The sequence below is a fragment of the Flavobacterium gillisiae genome, assembly GCF_900107635.1.
GTDB classification, from domain to species: Bacteria; Bacteroidota; Bacteroidia; order Flavobacteriales; family Flavobacteriaceae; genus Flavobacterium; species Flavobacterium gillisiae.
The window spans coordinates 569,775-587,569 of record NZ_FNRD01000001.1; the positions used below are offsets into that span (position 1 = coordinate 569,775).

12 protein-coding genes are annotated in these 17,795 nt (G+C 35.3%); 7 read left to right on the top strand and 5 right to left on the bottom strand.

Annotated features, from left to right (window positions below; genetic code table 11):
• Positions 1–482 precede the first annotated feature (482 nt).
• The 5 genes from BLV35_RS02620 (at position 483) to BLV35_RS02640 (ending at position 10,241) form a co-directional block, all read left to right on the top strand.
• Positions 483–1,913 (top strand): peptidylprolyl isomerase, encoded by a 1,431-nt coding sequence (locus tag BLV35_RS02620; protein WP_091084289.1) that lies wholly within the window; start codon positions 483–485, stop codon positions 1,911–1,913.
• Between the two features lie 87 nt (positions 1,914–2,000).
• Positions 2,001–2,954, top strand: a complete 954-nt coding sequence (locus tag BLV35_RS02625; RefSeq protein ID WP_091084292.1) for an AAA family ATPase — start codon at positions 2,001–2,003, stop codon at positions 2,952–2,954.
• 344 nt (positions 2,955–3,298) lie between these two features.
• Positions 3,299–6,070: a bifunctional aconitate hydratase 2/2-methylisocitrate dehydratase gene (locus tag BLV35_RS02630; RefSeq protein WP_091084295.1), complete on the top strand. Its 2,772-nt coding sequence runs from the start codon at positions 3,299–3,301 to the stop codon at positions 6,068–6,070.
• 128 nt (positions 6,071–6,198) lie between these two features.
• Positions 6,199–8,463 carry an aconitate hydratase gene (locus BLV35_RS02635; RefSeq protein ID WP_091084298.1) on the top strand — a complete coding sequence of 755 codons (2,265 nt, stop codon included), beginning with the start codon at positions 6,199–6,201 and terminating at the stop codon, positions 8,461–8,463.
• 263 nt (positions 8,464–8,726) lie between these two features.
• Positions 8,727–10,241: a C40 family peptidase gene (locus BLV35_RS02640; protein ID WP_091084851.1), complete on the top strand. Its 1,515-nt coding sequence runs from the start codon at positions 8,727–8,729 to the stop codon at positions 10,239–10,241.
• Between the two features lie 86 nt (positions 10,242–10,327).
• Here the strand turns inward: BLV35_RS02640 and BLV35_RS02645 are convergent, their stop codons facing one another.
• From BLV35_RS02645 to BLV35_RS02655, 3 genes are all read right to left on the bottom strand, one after another.
• Positions 10,328–10,708 (bottom strand): PH domain-containing protein, encoded by a 381-nt coding sequence (locus BLV35_RS02645; protein ID WP_091084301.1) that lies wholly within the window; start codon positions 10,706–10,708, stop codon positions 10,328–10,330.
• An 86-nt stretch (positions 10,709–10,794) separates the two neighbouring features.
• Positions 10,795–11,655: an NAD(P)-dependent oxidoreductase gene (locus BLV35_RS02650; protein ID WP_091084303.1), complete on the bottom strand. Its 861-nt coding sequence runs from the start codon at positions 11,653–11,655 to the stop codon at positions 10,795–10,797.
• A gap of 460 nt (positions 11,656–12,115) precedes the next feature.
• Complete coding sequence (locus tag BLV35_RS02655) at positions 12,116–12,562, bottom strand: hypothetical protein (protein ID WP_091084305.1); 447 nt, start codon at positions 12,560–12,562, stop codon at positions 12,116–12,118.
• 400 nt (positions 12,563–12,962) lie between these two features.
• Here BLV35_RS02655 and BLV35_RS02660 point away from each other — a divergent pair, with 400 nt between their 5' ends.
• Positions 12,963–13,190 (top strand): CDGSH iron-sulfur domain-containing protein, encoded by a 228-nt coding sequence (locus tag BLV35_RS02660; protein WP_091084308.1) that lies wholly within the window; start codon positions 12,963–12,965, stop codon positions 13,188–13,190.
• A gap of 123 nt (positions 13,191–13,313) precedes the next feature.
• Here BLV35_RS02660 and BLV35_RS02665 read toward each other — a convergent pair whose 3' ends face one another.
• The gene (locus BLV35_RS02665; RefSeq protein WP_091084853.1) at positions 13,314–13,838 is read right to left on the bottom strand and encodes a GNAT family N-acetyltransferase; all 525 of its coding nucleotides are present in this window, start codon (positions 13,836–13,838) and stop codon (positions 13,314–13,316) included.
• Positions 13,839–14,373: 535 nt separating this feature from the next.
• On the opposite strand from BLV35_RS02665, the gene BLV35_RS02670 reads away from it, so the two are divergent.
• A complete protein-coding gene (locus tag BLV35_RS02670) occupies positions 14,374–15,780 on the top strand; it encodes an APC family permease (RefSeq protein WP_091084310.1) in 1,407 nt (468 codons plus the stop codon).
• 536 nt (positions 15,781–16,316) lie between these two features.
• On the opposite strand, the gene BLV35_RS02675 is transcribed toward BLV35_RS02670, so the two are convergent.
• The gene (locus BLV35_RS02675; protein WP_091084313.1) at positions 16,317–17,765 is read right to left on the bottom strand and encodes a glyceraldehyde-3-phosphate dehydrogenase; all 1,449 of its coding nucleotides are present in this window, start codon (positions 17,763–17,765) and stop codon (positions 16,317–16,319) included.
• Between the last annotated feature and the right edge of the window lie 30 nt (positions 17,766–17,795).

The window sequence follows — 17,795 nt, forward strand, 5'->3', positions numbered from 1 at the left end:
GTGTTGATAAGTATTTATATTTTATTAAAAATGAGGTGTTTGCGTTTTTGTTATTTAGGTTTGTTTTTAATTTTATCTCGTTTTAACGAATTATAAATTAATATATTGGTTTATGGATATTAAATTCTATCATAGTTTAGATTCAAGTGTTTTACAATCCCTTAGGTCTGCTGTAACAACTGGTTCCTAAATTTATAAGTCGTTCGGCAGTAATGATAAATGGGGTTAGCTCATTAGGACATAGCGTTGGTTTCGGAATGATTAAACGCCCTTATAATTTTTTGTTAATACTAGTATGGAAACTTGTATTATGTAATTGAATTGCTATTTTTGTTCGTTTTAACTTTTGGAAATTGTTTGTAAGAACATTTTTATTTACTGATAGTTAAAGTGTATATTTGGCGACGCGCCGCAGGGGCTATATAAAAGGGATTCAGCCCAATGAAAATTAGAATACTTTATTAAAATATAAAATTGATATAATGCCATTAAAAACAATACAAATGAAGTCCATAAATAGTAGAATTGCACTTATATTTTTTCTTTTACTGTTTTCAAGTACTATTAGTAGAGCGCAAGAAATTATTAGAGATAGTGTAGTTACGCCTGTTAAAAAGATTAAAACAAATCAACGACAAAAAATCGATGGTATTATTGCCACAGTGGGGGACTATATTATTTTGGATTCAGATATAGACAAGTCTTATTTGGAATTGTCAAGTCAAGGTAATTCCATTAAAGATATTACTAGATGTCAAATGTTAGGAAAGTTACTTGAGGATAAGTTATATGCGCATCAGGCCATTCAAGATAGTGTAAAAGTGACAGATGCTGAAGTAAAAGGAATGATGGAAGAGCGACTGAGCTACATGGTAGGTCAAATTGGCTCTATGGAAAAAGTAATAAAGTATTACAAGAAGAATTCTGAAGAAGAATTTAGAAGTTATTTCTTTGATATTTTGAAAGAGAACAAACTTTCTTCAGAAATGCAAAAGAAAATCGTTGAAGAAGTAGAAATTACACCAGAAGAAGTTCGTAATTTTTTCAAATCAATTCCTAAAGATGAATTGCCTCTTTTTGGAGCGGAAATGGAAGTAGCTCAAATTGTAATCACGCCTAAAGTTTCAGATGCAGAGAAGCAAAAGGTAATTGACAAGTTGAACGGATTTAAAAAAGAAGTAGAAGAAGGATCTAGTTTTTCTACAAAAGCGGTTTTATATTCAAAAGACCCAGGGTCAAGCTCAAATGGAGGGTACTATAAAATGAATAGAAAAACGCCATTTGTAAAAGAATTTAAAGATGTTGCGTTTAGTCTTCAGGAAGGTGAAATATCTGCGCCATTCGAAACTGATTTTGGTTTTCATATTATTTATGTAGAAAAAATTAAAGGACAAGAAATTGAATTGCGTCATATATTATTGACTCCTTCAGTTTCAGAAGAAGCTCTTACTGCAGCTAAAGAGAAAATCACTCTGATTAGAAGTAAAATTATTGATAAAAAAATCACTTTTGCAGAAGCGGCCAGAACAGAATCTGATCAAAAAGAAACCAGAGCAAATGGTGGGTCTTTAATTAACCCAAAGACACAAGATACCCGTTTTGAAATGACTAAAATGGATCCAAGTCTTTATAGTGAGGTTTCTAATTTAAAAGATGATAGTATTTCTCAGCCGATATTAAATGCTGATGAAAACGGAAAGAAAAGTTATAAGTTAGTAACGGTTACTAATAGAATCAACGAACATGTCGCTGATTATGCTACAGATTATATTAAAATTAAGGATTTAGCATTAAAAGAAAAGCAAATCAAAGCAATTGGAAAATGGTTTGATGAAAAAATCAAAGAAACCTATATTAAAATCCTTGGAGAATATAGAGATTGTGATTTCACAAACAATTGGTTAAAAAAATAAATTTTATATTTTTCTAAAATAAATAAAAAGAGTTAGCTTTATGAATTCATAGAGTTAACTCTTTTTTAATTTAAATCCCCTTTAAAAATGTCTGACGTAGCAGCAATACATAATTTGGTTCAGAAACGTAATGAATTAAAAAACGAGATCGCAAAAATTATTGTGGGTCAGGATGCGGTGGTCGATCAGGTGTTACTTTGTATTTTTTCAGGAGGGCATGCGCTTCTTGTCGGGGTTCCGGGATTAGCTAAAACATTAATGGTAAATACGCTTGCTCAGGCTTTGGGACTTGACTTTAAGAGAATTCAGTTTACTCCTGATTTAATGCCATCAGATATTTTGGGAAGTGAAATATTAGATGAAAACCGTCAATTTAAATTTATAAAAGGGCCAATTTTTTCGAACATCATTCTGGCAGATGAGATCAATCGTACGCCGCCAAAAACCCAGGCAGCTTTGCTAGAAGCAATGCAAGAGCGATCTGTTACTATAGCAGGTGAGAATTATAAGTTGGATTTGCCTTACTTTGTTTTGGCTACACAAAACCCGATTGAACAAGAGGGAACCTATCCTTTACCTGAAGCACAATTAGATCGTTTTATGTTTGCTATCAAACTCGAGTATCCTTCATTTGCAGAAGAAGTTCAGGTAGTGAAACGCACAACTTCAGATAATAAAACTACCATTAGTCCATTGTTTACTGCGCAGGAAATTATAGATTTTCAGCAATTGATACGCAGAATTCCAGTAGCGGATAATGTCATTGAATATGCGGTGACTTTAGTTAGTAAAACACGTCCAGACAATCCGTTGTCTAATGAATTTGTTAAAAGTTATTTGGATTGGGGAGCAGGGCCAAGAGCTTCTCAGAATTTAATATTAGCTGCCAAAGCGAACGCTGCTTTTAATGGTAAGTTTTCACCAGATATTGAAGATGTAAAAGCTGTTGCAATAGGAATACTTCGTCATAGAATAATTAAGAACTATAAAGCAGATGCTGAAGGTATAACTGAAGAAATGATAATTGCTAAATTGCTTTAAAATGTAACTTTTTGGTTGTTTTAAACTTGAATTTTGATGTGAACTATAACGTTTTCTTAGATGTCGTGATTTTTGAGCTTTAGGAATAATAGGAATACAAATGATTAATTATGGATTAATCATTAAAATGTTAAAATTTTTATATTTTCCCAATTATACGCATTAAAAATTAGTATTTAGCAATAATAATTTTTAAAAAGGTCACTTCTATTAAATTTTTTTAATTCTCATCTTAAATTCGTTAATTTGCATTACGAAAAAACAAAAAAAACAGCTAGATATTATGGCTTTTGATTTTGAGATGATCAAAAAAAATAGCCTTTAACATTGAAAAGAATTCTATTATGAACATTTATAACGATTATCTACAGGAAATCGAAGAACGAAAAGGTCAGGGGCTTAACCCAAAGCCTATTGATGGTGCTGAATTACTAAGCGCAATCATTGGACAAATTAAAGATTCAGATAACGCAGATCGCGAAGAGTCTCTTAAATTTTTCACTTACAATGTTGTTCCAGGGACTACTCCGGCTGCAGCTGTAAAAGCTGTGTTTTTAAAGGAAATTATTCTTGGTCAATCTGTCGTGAAAGAAGTTACTCCTGCTTTTGCTTTTGAGTTATTGTCACATATGAAAGGTGGTCCTTCTATCGAAGTATTACTTGATTTAGCTTTAGGGAATGACGTTGTAATTGCAACAGAAGCTGCAAAAGTATTAAAAACACAATTTTTTCTTTACGAAGCAGATACAGCGCGTCTAGAAGCTGCGTTCAAAAGTGGTAATGAAATTGCTAAAGAAATTTTAGTAAGTTATGCTAATGCTGAGTTCTTTACAAAACTTCCAGAAGTTGTTGAAGAGATTAAGGTAGTTACTTATGTAGCTGGTGAAGGAGATATCTCAACTGATTTACTTTCTCCAGGAAACCAAGCACATTCCCGTTCAGATCGTGAACTTCATGGAAAATGTTTGATTTCTCCTGAAGCACAAGATGAAATCCAAGCTTTACAAGCACAACACCCGGACAAAAGTGTGATGTTGATTGCAGAAAAAGGGACGATGGGTGTAGGTTCATCAAGAATGTCAGGTGTAAATAACGTAGCATTATGGACTGGTAAAAAAGCAAGTCCTTATGTTCCTTTTATTAATATTGCTCCTATCGTAGCAGGAACAAATGGTATTTCGCCAATTTTCCTTACTACTGTAGACGTTACTGGTGGAATTGGTTTAGATCTTAAAAACTGGGTAAAAGTACTTGATGAAAAAGGGAACGCTGTTCGTAATGAAAATGGAGATGTTGTTTTAGAAGAAGCATATTCTGTTGCTACGGGTACAGTTCTTACGATCAATACAAAAACTAAGAAATTATATAATGGGGACAAAGAGCTGATAGATATTTCTAAAGCGTTCACGCCTCAAAAAATGGAATTTATAAAAGCGGGTGGTTCATACGCTATTGTATTCGGTAAAAAATTGCAAACTTTTGCATCGAAAACTTTAGGTATCGATATCGTTCCTGTATTTGCTCCGTCAAAAGAAGTTTCTGTCGAAGGACAAGGACTTACTGCAGTAGAAAAAATATTTAATAAAAATGCAGTTGGTACCACTCCAGGTAAAGTTTTACACGCAGGTTCAGACGTACGTGTAGAGGTAAACATTGTGGGTTCACAAGATACAACTGGTTTGATGACTTCTCAGGAATTAGAGTCTATGGCTGCTACTGTGATTTCACCAATTGTTGATGGTGCTTACCAGTCAGGTTGTCATACTGCTTCAGTTTGGGATAATAAGTCTAAGGCAAATATTCCTAGATTAATGAAGTTCATGAATGACTTCGGGTTGATTACTGCTCGTGACCCAAAAGGAGAATATCTTGCAATGACGGATGTAATTCATAAAGTACTTAATGATATCACTGTTGATGAATGGGCGATTATTATTGGTGGTGACTCTCATACAAGAATGTCAAAAGGAGTCGCTTTTGGAGCGGACTCCGGAACAGTTGCTCTTGCACTTGCCACTGGTGAGGCTTCAATGCCAATTCCAGAGTCAGTAAAAGTTACGTTCAAAGGAGATATGAAAACCTATATGGATTTCCGTGATGTAGTTCATGCTACTCAATCTCAAATGTTAAAACAATTTGGTGGAGAGAATGTGTTCCAAGGAAGAATCATTGAGGTTCACTTAGGGACTCTTACTGCTGATCAAGCATTTACTTTTACAGATTGGACTGCAGAGATGAAAGCGAAAGCTTCTATCTGTATTTCTGAAGATGAAACTTTGATCGAATCATTAATGATCGCTAAGAGAAGAATTCAGATCATGATTGATAAAGGAATGGATAATGCTAAGCAAGTTCTTAAAGGATTGATAGCTATTGCTGATAAGAGAATCGCAGATATTAGATCAGGTGAGAAGCCAGCTTTAACTCCAGATGCAAATGCTAAGTATTTTGCTGAAGTGGTTATTGATCTTGATTTAGTTGAAGAGCCTATGATTGCAGATCCAGATGTTAATAATGCAGATGTTTCTAAGAGATATACGCACGATACTATTAGACCACTTTCTTTTTACGGAGGAGTGAAAAAAGTAGATCTTGGTTTTGTTGGATCTTGTATGGTCCACAAAGGGGATTTGAAAATTCTTTCTCAAATGTTGAAGAATATCGATGAACAATATGGTAAAGTTGAGTTTAAAGCACCACTTGTAGTAGCGCCTCCAACTTACAATATTGTAGATGAATTGAAAGCTGAAGGAGATTGGGAAGTTTTACAAAAATATTCTGGTTTCGAATTTGATGATAATGCTCCAAAAGGAGTAGCTCGTACTGGATACGAAAACATCTTATATCTAGAGCGTCCAGGATGTAACTTATGTATGGGTAATCAAGAAAAAGCAGAAAAAGGAGATACGGTAATGGCAACTTCTACTCGTCTTTTCCAAGGAAGAGTTGTAGAAGATTCTGAAGGTAAAAAAGGAGAATCTTTACTTTCCTCAACACCTGTTGTTGTATTGTCTACAATCTTAGGTAGAACTCCTACTATGGATGAATATAAAGCAGCAGTAAAAGGTATTAATCTAACTCAATTTGCACCATCTCATAAATTGTTAGTGATGTAATCACTGAGATTAGTTAATTATATCTAAAAGCCTGAGTCTATGATTCAGGCTTTTTTTTATTTTTATAGCTCCTCTATTTTTTGTACCTTGTGGTGTCTGAAAAACAATAATAAAAAACAATTATATATATGGCGTTTGATATTGAAATGATAAAAAAAGTGTATGACAACATGACGAGTCGTGTTGATGCTGCACGTGAGATTGTTGGTCACCCACTTACTTTGACAGAGAAAATTTTATACAATCACCTTTGGGACGGTAAACCATCTAAAGCTTTTGCTAGGGGAACTGATTATGTTGATTTTTCTCCAGACAGAGTTGCTTGTCAAGATGCAACGGCTCAAATGGCTTTGTTGCAATTTATGCATGCTGGAAAAGCTCAGGTAGCGGTTCCTACAACGGTACATTGTGATCACTTGATTCAAGCTAAGGTTGATGCTGTAACCGATTTGGCCAGAGCAAAAACACAAAGTAATGAAGTTTTTGATTTTCTTTCGTCAGTTTCTGATAAATACGGAATTGGTTTTTGGAAACCGGGGGCTGGGATTATTCACCAAGTAGTTCTTGAAAACTATGCTTTTCCTGGAGGAATGATGATCGGTACTGATTCACATACTGTAAATGCAGGTGGATTAGGAATGGTTGCTATTGGTGTAGGTGGAGCAGATGCCGTAGATGTTATGTCAGGAATGGCATGGGAATTAAAATTTCCAAAACTTATAGGTGTTAAATTAATAGGAAAGTTGTCAGGATGGACAGCTCCAAAAGATGTAATTCTTAAAGTTGCTGGAATTCTTACTGTAAAAGGTGGAACGGGTGCTATCGTTGAGTACTTCGGAGAAGGTGCGACGTCTATGTCTTGTACAGGAAAAGGAACTATATGTAATATGGGTGCTGAGATAGGAGCTACTACTTCTACTTTTGGTTATGACGCTTCAATGGGGCGTTACTTGCGTTCTACTAACAGAGCTGATGTAGCTGATGCTGCAGATAAAGTTGCGGATTACTTAACAGGAGATCCTGAAGTTTATGCTAATCCAGAAAAGTATTTTGACCAAGTTATCGAAATTAACTTATCAGAATTAGAGCCACATTTAAATGGGCCTTTTACGCCGGATTTGGCTACGCCAATTTCTAAAATGAAAGAAACGGCTATTAAAAATAATTGGCCTTTGAAAATCGAAGTTGCTTTGATTGGTTCTTGTACCAATTCTTCTTATGAAGATATTGCTCGTGCAGCTTCAATAGCTAAACAAGTTACAGATAAAAAATTAAAAATAAAGTCTAAGTTCACGATTACTCCAGGGTCTGAAGTAGTTCGTTATACGATAGAACGTGACGGATTTATCGATATTTTCGATAAAATGGGAGCGACAGTTTTTGCAAATGCTTGTGGACCATGTATCGGAATGTGGGATAGAGAAGGGGCTGAAAAAGAAGAGCGTAATACAATCGTTCACTCTTTCAACCGTAATTTCTCTAAACGTGCTGATGGAAATCCAAATACAATGGCATTCGTAGGTTCGCCAGAATTGGTAACTGCTATGGCGATTGCAGGTGATTTAGGATTCAATCCATTGACAGATACGTTAATCAATGAAGATGGTGAGGAAGTGATGTTGGAGGCGCCAACAGGAGATGAGTTGCCTAAAAATGGATTTGATGCAGAAGACCCAGGTTTTCAGGCTCCAGCTGCTGATGGTTCAGGTATTCAAGTGTCTGTTAGTGAAACTTCAGAACGTTTACAATTATTGGCTCCGTTTGCTCCATGGGACGGGAAAAATATTACATCTGCTAAATTGCTTATCAAGGCATTTGGAAAATGTACTACTGATCACATTTCTATGGCAGGACCATGGTTGCGTTTCCGTGGACATTTAGATAATATTTCAAATAATATGTTGATTGGCGCTATCAATGCATTCAACCAAAAAACAAATACAGTTAAGAATCAATTGACTGGAGTTTATGATGCAGTTCCTGCTGTAGCTCGTGCTTATAAAGCAGCGGGTGTTCCTTCAATTGTTGTAGGAGATCATAACTACGGTGAAGGATCTTCACGTGAGCACGCGGCAATGGAGCCACGCTTCTTAGGTGTGAAAGCAGTATTAGTGAAATCATTTGCACGTATCCACGAAACAAACCTTAAGAAACAAGGGTTGTTAGGATTGACATTTGCTAATGAAGCTGATTATGATAAAATTCAAGAGAACGATACTATTAACTTTACGGATTTAGTAGATTTCGCTCCAGGAAAACCATTAACAATAGAATTCGTTCATGAGGATGGAAGTAAAGATATTATCATGGCTAATCATACTTATAATGAAGGACAAATTGGTTGGTTCGTTGCAGGTTCAGCATTGAATTTAATTGCAGCTGGAAAAGCATAACTTTAAGTTTTGTAATATGTGAAAAACGCCCTGTGAAAATAGGGCGTTTTTTTATGTTTTTTAAGTTTGTTAAAATGATTATAAAGAGATGTTAAAATAGTAAGATATTTGTATTTATAGGTTAAATTCGCATTGTAGAGATGCAATATCTTCGAGTATCGACGTTATTATAGTACGATTTGAGATTTTATGAAAATAAAATTGTATTATTGTTTTGTTATTCAGTGAGATAGGAGTTGTAGGGTGAAATTTAAATGAAATTTATGCGGTTTTTTAATTGGGTCTTTGTAGTTGTTTTATTAAGTAGTGTAAGTGCTTTTTCACAAGAAAAGTATACGGAGCATACCGTTTCTAAGGGAGAAACTATTACTCAGATCGCAGCGCATTATAAAATTAAGCCCAGTGCTATTTATGAACTTAATCCTGATGCACGAAAAGGGATAAAATTCAAAGGAGTTATATTAATACCCGCAGCGGTCTCGAAAACCAAGAATACAGTATCAGAAATTGCCAATACTTATCCTGAAAAAAAGCATACTGTCCTTCCCAAAGAAACACTTTACGGCATAGCAAAACAATACGGAGTTACCGTTGAAGATATAAACAAACTTAATCCTACACTTCAGAAATCAGGATTAAAAAAGGGAGACAAAATTAGAATTCCAGGAACAGAATTAAATCAAAGTTCAGCCGTAGCCATTACAGAACCAATAAAAGAAATTCAAAAAAATGCTTTTCCGGAAAGAAAAGTAATTCAAAAAGAAGAATCGAACTTTGTTGTGAAATCTAATGAGGCAAAAGAAACATCATCTGAAGGAGTTGTGCGTGAAATTGTAGCACAAGAAACAAAATACTCTATTGCAAGAGAATACGGAATTACGGTAGCGGATATAGATAAAGCAAACCCTATTCTTGAAACAGAAGCTTTAAAAATTGGTCAGAAGATCATAATTCCGGTAAAAGAGGATAACAAAGTGGTATTAGCAGCTGTTCAAAAAGAAATTAACAAGGAATCTACAGCTACAGTGCAGCAGTCTCACCCTGAAGCTAAAATTATAAAAACAGAACAAGTTGTCGTTGCAGATAAAGCGGTGTCGAAAACTGAAGTCCAGACTATAGTTGAACCCATTGCTAACGTTGTCGCTACGGAAACAGAAGTGGTGCGGGAAGTATTGGCAAAAGAAACAAAATATGGAATCGCTAAAGAATACGGGATTTCAGTAAAAGAGTTAGAAAAACAAAATCCGAAAATTGTTAGGGGGCTTCCAGTAGGTTATAAGTTAAACATTCGAAGTAATAAAGCTGTTGAGGCGATTGCTTCAAATAGTAATTCTGGGTCAACTAATGAAATGGGGAATTCAGATTCAAAATACAATGTAAAATCTTTTCACGGAACTGATTTCTTAGATCAATTGGTTTCTACCGCTTCAGAAAATATCGGGACAAGATACCGCATGGGGGGAACCACAAAGGATGGTTTTGACTGTTCCGGTTTAATGTGTACTACTTTTAGTAATTTTGATATTCAACTGCCGCGAACTTCTATTGAACAGTCGCAATATGGAGTGAAGGTCGATAGTGAAGATGCTCAAAAAGGAGATCTAATTTTCTTTAAAACAAACGGTAGAAGACAAATCAATCATGTTGGTATGGTAGTAGAAGCAGTCGATGGTGATATCAAATTTATTCATGCTTCGGTAAGCGGAGGTGTAATGATCTCTTCGGTTAAAGAAAAATATTATAAAAAGAAAGTAACTCAAATTAATCGCGTACTATAATTAGAGCAAAGTTAGTTTTTTATAAAATTCACAAAATAGAAACTCCCAGGATTCCCTGGGAGTTTTTTTTATGAGCTAGTCCGAATTTATTTTAAAACATGATGAGCTAACACCTTTTGCACCTCGTACACATTAACGGATTTATTAAATTGCTTTTTTATGCTAGGTTGTAGTTCACTCGAAACCCAAATTTTTAATTCGGCATCAAGGTCAAAAGTTCCTGCAGTTTCAATACTGAATCTGGAAATGCTTTTATAAGAGATGGATTTGTACTCCGTTTTACTTCCAGTCAAGCCTTGTTTATCGACCAATATTAAACGTTTGGTGGTAAATATAAAGGTATCGCGAATCAGTTTAAAACCTAATTCAATCTCTTCTCCGTCGATTAAAAGTTGCCCGTACTGTGTTGTTAATTGTTCTTGAGTTACCGCTCCTGCGTTACCAAGAAGTGCCGAGAATATTCCCATATTGTTTATTTATTTACTGTGATTGTTTTAAGTTTTATTTGTTGTCGTGAACTTCGATGATTTTATTATCGGAAGGAAAAAGGTTGCTATTTATTTCTAAGGCTCGTTATTATCGCCATTACATCTTCATCACCAAGGCCCTCTTTTTGAGCTGCTTTATAGCTATCATACAACGGGTGGATTAGTGGCGAGTCTAAACCGGCTTCCTTGGCCAGTCTCAGATCTTTAACTAGGTGCTTGAGTGCAAAAGCTGCGGGGTAACTATCGTTTAAAATGGAGTTGGCTTTGATATTCGTTATGCCATTGCCACAAGCGCCTTCATTTATTATGGATAGCATGTCTTCTTTTCGTACGCCGCTTTTTTCTGCAAAAATAATCGTTTCAGCTAGTCCCTGAAGGTTTAGTCCCAGCAAGTAATTAATAGCTAATTTGGCTGAACTTGCTTTGCCAGGCTCACCCACAGGAATAGAAACCTTTCCCAAAACATTAAAAATAGGTTTTGCAAGAAGATAGTCTTCATCAGTGGCTCCCACCAAAATCACTAGGGTACCATCCTGCGCCGGCTTGACACTTCCGGAAACGGGAGCGTCAATAAAATGTAGCTGATGAGCGGTACATATCGTAGCTAAATAGCGAGAAGTTTCAGGAGAAACGGTACTCATATTGATGATGAGTTTGTTAGGATTATCCTGAGATAGCAATCCGTTTTCACTTTCAAAAACTTCTTTGACAGCAGCATCATTGGATAACATAGTAATTACCATATCGCAGGTTTGTAACAACTCTTGCGGACAGGCTCCAGAAGTTGCTCCTAATGCGGTTAGTTCTTTTTCCTTGTCTTTGGTACGATTAAATACAACTACTTCAAATCCCGCTTTTAATAAGTTCTGTACCATCGGATTTCCCATGTTTCCAAGGCCAATCCATCCTATTTTTAGTGCTTCCATAATTTTAAATGCTAATTTTGACTTTTCTTTTTACTGTTTTTATAGTAACAGTGAAGCTGATAGTAGCTTTAGAAAAGGAATACTAAATTAAGGTTTATTTTTGGTATAAAAGATCTCAAATAGGATATTAAGGAGGTGCTTTTGAAACATAAAAATGGAATGTATTGTAAAGGTGGAAATAGTGAAGCAGTTCGGTGTGCTGCTATATAAAAAATGCATCCAAATCCTTAAAATTTTCAGGATTTGGATGTATTTGTAGTATTCGAAAAAGGAGTAGAAAGAGGAATCTTCTGTTCCTATGTTATATTTAGTGCTACGTGGTAAATATTTTGTCAAAACGCTTTTACATTTCATCAGGGCTGACATCCTCTTTATTGGGTGCTATTATCCATTCGTATCCAAAAGAATCCATCGCCCCAAGCAATCAGCGTAAAAATTTCAAAGATTGGACGTAATTAACCTATGCCGTTAGCCTTTTTTGAATTTCTTTTTTCATCACTTTTTCTGTAATGGCAAATATTTCTTTTTTGTTTTTTCTAAATTTATTTACAAACGAGACGATCTCATTGTCTAATTTTTCGTGTTCCTTTCTTATTTGATGGGAATCATATTTATAGGGAGCATCAATAAGTTCAGCTAGATGTTTCAAATGAAGGGCAGTTTTATCTTGTAATTCATCGCAACATTTACTTTCGTCAGACAACTCTTTGGCTAGTTCGCGCATTTCATCCAAATTCGCATTATGTGTGAGTCCCATGAAATATTTGTCAACAAGATGGTATAAGAATTTCAAATCATCTTTGTAGAATTGTAAGTCAGAGTACAGGTGTTCTGTCAATATGTACAATTGTTGCCACTGAGCTTCCCAGTTAAAATCATTTTTTGGTTTACGTTTTAAATTTTCCATACTATCAATTTATTAGTTAACTATTCCTTTTGTGATTCAGCGTAATTTAAAAATGTATCGCTAAAAATGAAGAAGTTATTTTAAATAGCGAATCAGTATTTCTATGCCGAAGATTTTAATCTTAAATGACTTTTTACATCTTGCTGAAGTGGGGATTTCTCAAGCGAGAATTTTCATTTAAATAGGATACTAAAAGTACGAAAAAATAAATAAACTGCCGATATGATGACTTGTGTTTTTTTGAATGTGTTGACCAAACGGGTTGGTTTCCTAGCATCATAGCAATGGTGTAAAATAGAATTAAGATAAATTAGGGTTTTGATGTCAAAATAAAGTAGGGCGATGTGAAATGGTGAGCATATATTTTGCAATCTTTGAACTCAAAAAAATAAAGAGTACTATGAGCAAAACAAAACTAATAATCAATAGCAACGGATCTATTAAGATCGAAGGTGATTTCGTAATAATGGACTGCGACGGTAAAGTATATGGACTAGAAGGAAGAACGGCTTTGGGTCTTTGTCGTTGTGGATTGTCTTCTAATAAGCCTTTTTGCGATGGTTCGCACCGTAGCAATTTTGATCATGAATCTAAGGCATTTGATTTGCCACCAATGAAAACGAAATAAAGAAAACCGTTTTCTGTTTACACTATAAAAAAAGCTGTATTTTTAATAAATACAGCTTTTTTTGCTCAATCTGGTCATTGCTACAAAGGAGGGGTTTTAATTGCGATGCATTACTGGCGCGGATTATTCTTTGTTTTGTAATGTCCAATACATCATTTCGTTGTCATTCTTCATTTCTATAAAATTTAATTTCTTTAGTAGATTGATAGAACTAATATTGTCAATTAAACATCGTGCGGTTATTTCCTTTACAAATTTGTTTGAAAAGGCCCATTTTATAAGTCCTTTTGAGGCTTCTTCCGCATAACCATTTTTTCTTTCTTCTTTTATGATGCCATATCCAATATCGATATTTTCTTCGTCATGATTGAACCCTTTAAAACCTAAGTCGCCAATTATTTCTAATGTGTCATTTTTGATGATCATCCATGATTCAAATCCAGTAGGTGATTCAACCTGAGATAAATTATTAATTATTTTGGGTAAAGTTTCTATAACATCAGCATCAGGCCAGCTTTTACCTTTCGTTAATCCCATTATAGATAAATCACCAAAATCATCGTTCATAATATTTTTGCAAATTTGTATTGTAAACGGAATAAGAATTAATCTTTCCGTTAGGAGTCTATCTATTTGTAATGGTTGCATTTTTAATTTTTCGATTGTTTGTTGCAATGTCGTGAAATTACTGTGAACTAGTAAATATGCGCTTCTCAATAGCTCATAATCCGTTACTCAAATATATATTGTTTTATTCACAATTAATTAATTAATTCGGCTTTTTCATTTTAATTATCTTGTCATTCCGACAAAGGAGGAATCTCCGTTTGTGATGCAGTACATTCGTGGAATGCAATTGCACCATTGTTATCATTACATGGGCGTAAACTGAATCGTCTTATTTCACCGTTGTAGTCATTGATTATATCGTTTCGTTGCGTGAGGGATAGTAGTGAAAATCCTCACTTGTCCCGTCTCGTTTAAAAACGAGACGAGACAAGAGAGATTGTAGCGAATAGCCTGACCGTACCGCAACGGAGTGGAGGCATGGACACGCCCAAATGATTTAAATGGTAGTGCAGCCATTTTTGATTTGGGGTTTAACTGTTCTTATAGGTATAAAATATTGGGATTTCCAAAAAAAGTATATCTTTAGCCAACCAAAAAAACCAAAAACCAAAATATGCAAGAAGATAACCAAGACGATTTTAAGAGAGAACTCGGATTACTAGACGGAACCATGCTGGTGGTGGGTTCCATGATTGGATCGGGAATATTTATAGTTAGTTCAGATATGGTGCGCCAATTGGGCTCGGCAGGATGGCTGATTGCGATGTGGGTGCTCACCGGAGTAATTACGGTGGTTGCGGCCGTGAGTTACGGGGAGTTGAGTTCCATGTTTCCAAAAGCGGGCGGACAGTATGTATATATTAAGGAGGCTTACGGAAAACTCGTTGGTTTTCTCTACGGCTGGAGTTTCTTTGCTGTGATACAAACGGGTACCATCGCTGCCGTGGGAGTTGCCTTCGCTAAGTTTACAGCCTATCTGTTTCCAGCTTTTAGTGATTCAAATATCTTATATGAAATAGGCGATTTCAAATTGAATGCCGCACAGATTGTTTCGATCTTTACGATTGTTTTACTGAGCTATATCAATAGCCGCGGAGTGAAAAACTCTAAGATCCTTCAAACTGTTTTAACGGTGATTAAGATTTTATCGTTGGCAGGTCTAATTCTTTTTGGATTTTTTGCTGCTAAGGCTGAGGTTTGGGATGCTAACTGGACAAATGCTTGGGCTTCGTCGTCACTTGACGTAGCAAGCGGTTCGTGGATGCCGATAAGCGGAGTGACCTTAATTTCTGCAATTTCAGCAGCTTTGGTGGGTTCGATGTTTTCGAGCGTTGCCTGGGAAGGAGTTACTTTTATTGCAGGGGAGATTAAAAATCCAAAACGCAATGTGGGATTGAGTTTGTTTTTAGGAACTTCAATAGTATGTGTTATTTATGTTTTGGCTAATCTGATGTTTCTGGCTGTAGTACCGTTGCAAGAAATTGCTACTGCCCCGTCAGACCGTATTGGAGTAGTGGCTTCGCAATATATTTTTGGAGCTATAGGGACGTTAATCATTGCAGTGATGATTATGATTTCGACTTTTGCTTGTAACAACGGACTGATTATGGCTGGTGCCAGAGTGTATTATACAATGGCGCAAGACGGTCTTTTCTTCAAGAAAGCGGCTCAGCTAAACAAAGCTAGTGTTCCCGCATGGTCTATTTGGGCACAGTGTTTTTGGGCTTCGGCTTTGTGTTTGACAGGGAAGTATGGTGATTTACTTGACTTTGTGGTTATCATAGTTTTGATCTTTTATATACTTACAATTTTAGGAATATTTATTCTTCGCAGAAAAATGCCAGATGCTGAAAGACCGTATAGAGCTTTTGGATATCCATTTTTACCGGCGCTTTACATTATTGTCGCCAGTGCAATTTGTATTGCCTTACTGTACACTAAAACGAGTACTAGCGGTTGGGGTGTTGTGATTATGCTAATGGGTATTCCAGTTTATTATTTGACAAAGGCTAAGGAGTAGTTTTTTGTTTTTCTAGATTTTAGAAAATAGAGTTTAGATCTTTGAGAATAATTAATTGTTTTCTAGAATAAAAAAATCGGTTCCGTTTTACTAACGGAACCGATTTTCTATTTAATGTAAGTTTGAATGCTGTGATTGGTATGTTCGATTCATCGAAGAAGCTTTTGAAAACTTAGATGACTTTATATGGTTTAATCTTTCGAGATAAAGAAAAGCTAACCACATAGAATCATAGCTTTACTCTGTAAATAGAAGAATGGCAAAGAAAATTATTTTTCAGATAGTTTGCTCTTTGATTAAAGTGACGCTTCTTTTGTATACTAAGAAAAAATCTATGTTTCTATGTGGTAGAAAAAATCAGCGGTATTCTTTAAAAATAATTTCAAAAAAAAACCTCTCGTCTTGTTCTTGAAAACGAGACGGGAGGGATTTTTTATTTAATCCAGGTTGGGCTGCTGTAAATCTTAATCTAAAACTTGAACTAAAAACTAAAAACTAAAAATTGAAACGGCATTCCCAAACCTGTAAACTGTAGGCTAGTAGTACGTAAAACGTCTTACTTTAGCGATATATTTTGCTAATCTAATTACTTGGTGACTGTAGCCATATTCATTATCATACCAGATGTATAATACGATATTTTTACCGTCATTAGAAACGATTGTGGCATTACTATCATAAATTGAAGGTGCAGATGTACCAACGATATCTGAAGAAACTAATTCGTTATTTGTTGAATATTTAATTTGCTCTACCAATTCGCCTTCCAACGCATATTTTTTCATAATGGCATTGATTTCTTCAATTGAAGTTTCTTTCGATACTTCAAGATTCAGAACAACCAATGATCCGTTAGGAACAGGAACACGAATAGCGTTAGAGGTCAATTTACCTTCTAATGATGGTAACGCTTTAGCGACAGCAGTACCTGCTCCCGTTTCAGTAATTACCATATTCAAGGCTGCAGCTCTACCACGACGGTATTTTTTATGCATGTTGTCGACCAAATTTTGATCATTTGTATAAGAGTGTATCGTCTCTAAGTGCCCTTTTACTACACCTAAAGTATCTTCAACTGCTTTCAGAATTGGAGTGATGGCATTTGTTGTACAAGAAGCGGCAGAGAAAATGTCTAGATCGTCTGGATTGTATTCGTTTTGGTTTACACCGTGAACGATATTTGGTACTCCTTTACCTGGAGCAGTCAATAATACTTTGTGCGCTCCTTTTGAAACTAAATGTCTGCTTAACGCTTCTTTAGTTGTAAAAGCACCTGTATTGTCGATTACCAAAGCTTGGTCAATTCCATAAGCGGTATAATCAATTTCTTCAGGAGAATTTGCCGTAATAATATGAACCGTAGTACCGTTGATGATTAACGCGTTGTTTTTAACATCGGCAGTTACCGAACCTTGAAAATCACCGTGAATAGAGTCATAACGCAATAATGAAGCTCTTTTTTCAAGTGTCGAAGCGTCATTTTTATCTCTAGTTACAATGGCTCTCAATCGTAATTGATTTCCTTTTCCAGTTTTAGACATTAGCTCTCTGGCTAATAAACGTCCAATTCTACCAAAACCATATAAAACCACATCTTTCGGCTGAATTTCTTCAGATGATTTGGCTTCTTTCAATTTGTCCAATACAAAGTGTCTTGCATCTGGATATTTTTCGTCTTCTAACATGTACTCGTACGTCAGTTTACCAATATCTAATTTTGATGGTGGTAAATCCAACGATAAAACGACTTTGGCAATTTCTACCGAATCAAAGATGGTAATCGGTTTGCCTACAAATTCTCCGGCATACTGATGCAAATTGATAATGTCACTTACGTTTTTGTCTAGCAATTGATTTTTAAACAAAACCATTTCTATGGATTTGTCATACCATAAGTCACTGACAATTTTAATTAACTCTACTCCTGCACGTCGTCTATCGACCTGAAATGAAACTTCTTTTTGATACAAAGGTGTCTTGCTCATGTTGAAAATTTAAAAAAATTTTAGTAGTTA

Excerpts from the sequence above, each read along its gene's own strand:
- BLV35_RS02620 (WP_091084289.1), top strand. The coding sequence starts at position 483 with ATGCCATTAAAAACAATACAAATGAAGTCCATAAATAGTAGAATTGCA.
- BLV35_RS02625 (WP_091084292.1), top strand. The coding sequence starts at position 2,001 with ATGTCTGACGTAGCAGCAATACATAATTTGGTTCAGAAACGTAATGAA.
- BLV35_RS02630 (WP_091084295.1), top strand. The coding sequence starts at position 3,299 with ATGAACATTTATAACGATTATCTACAGGAAATCGAAGAACGAAAAGGT.
- BLV35_RS02635 (WP_091084298.1), top strand. The coding sequence starts at position 6,199 with ATGGCGTTTGATATTGAAATGATAAAAAAAGTGTATGACAACATGACG.
- BLV35_RS02640 (WP_091084851.1), top strand. The coding sequence starts at position 8,727 with ATGCGGTTTTTTAATTGGGTCTTTGTAGTTGTTTTATTAAGTAGTGTA.
- BLV35_RS02645 (WP_091084301.1), bottom strand. The coding sequence starts at position 10,708 with ATGGGAATATTCTCGGCACTTCTTGGTAACGCAGGAGCGGTAACTCAA.
- BLV35_RS02650 (WP_091084303.1), bottom strand. The coding sequence starts at position 11,655 with ATGGAAGCACTAAAAATAGGATGGATTGGCCTTGGAAACATGGGAAAT.
- BLV35_RS02655 (WP_091084305.1), bottom strand. The coding sequence starts at position 12,562 with ATGGAAAATTTAAAACGTAAACCAAAAAATGATTTTAACTGGGAAGCT.
- BLV35_RS02660 (WP_091084308.1), top strand. The coding sequence starts at position 12,963 with ATGAGCAAAACAAAACTAATAATCAATAGCAACGGATCTATTAAGATC.
- BLV35_RS02665 (WP_091084853.1), bottom strand. The coding sequence starts at position 13,838 with ATGCAACCATTACAAATAGATAGACTCCTAACGGAAAGATTAATTCTT.
- BLV35_RS02670 (WP_091084310.1), top strand. The coding sequence starts at position 14,374 with ATGCAAGAAGATAACCAAGACGATTTTAAGAGAGAACTCGGATTACTA.
- BLV35_RS02675 (WP_091084313.1), bottom strand. The coding sequence starts at position 17,765 with ATGAGCAAGACACCTTTGTATCAAAAAGAAGTTTCATTTCAGGTCGAT.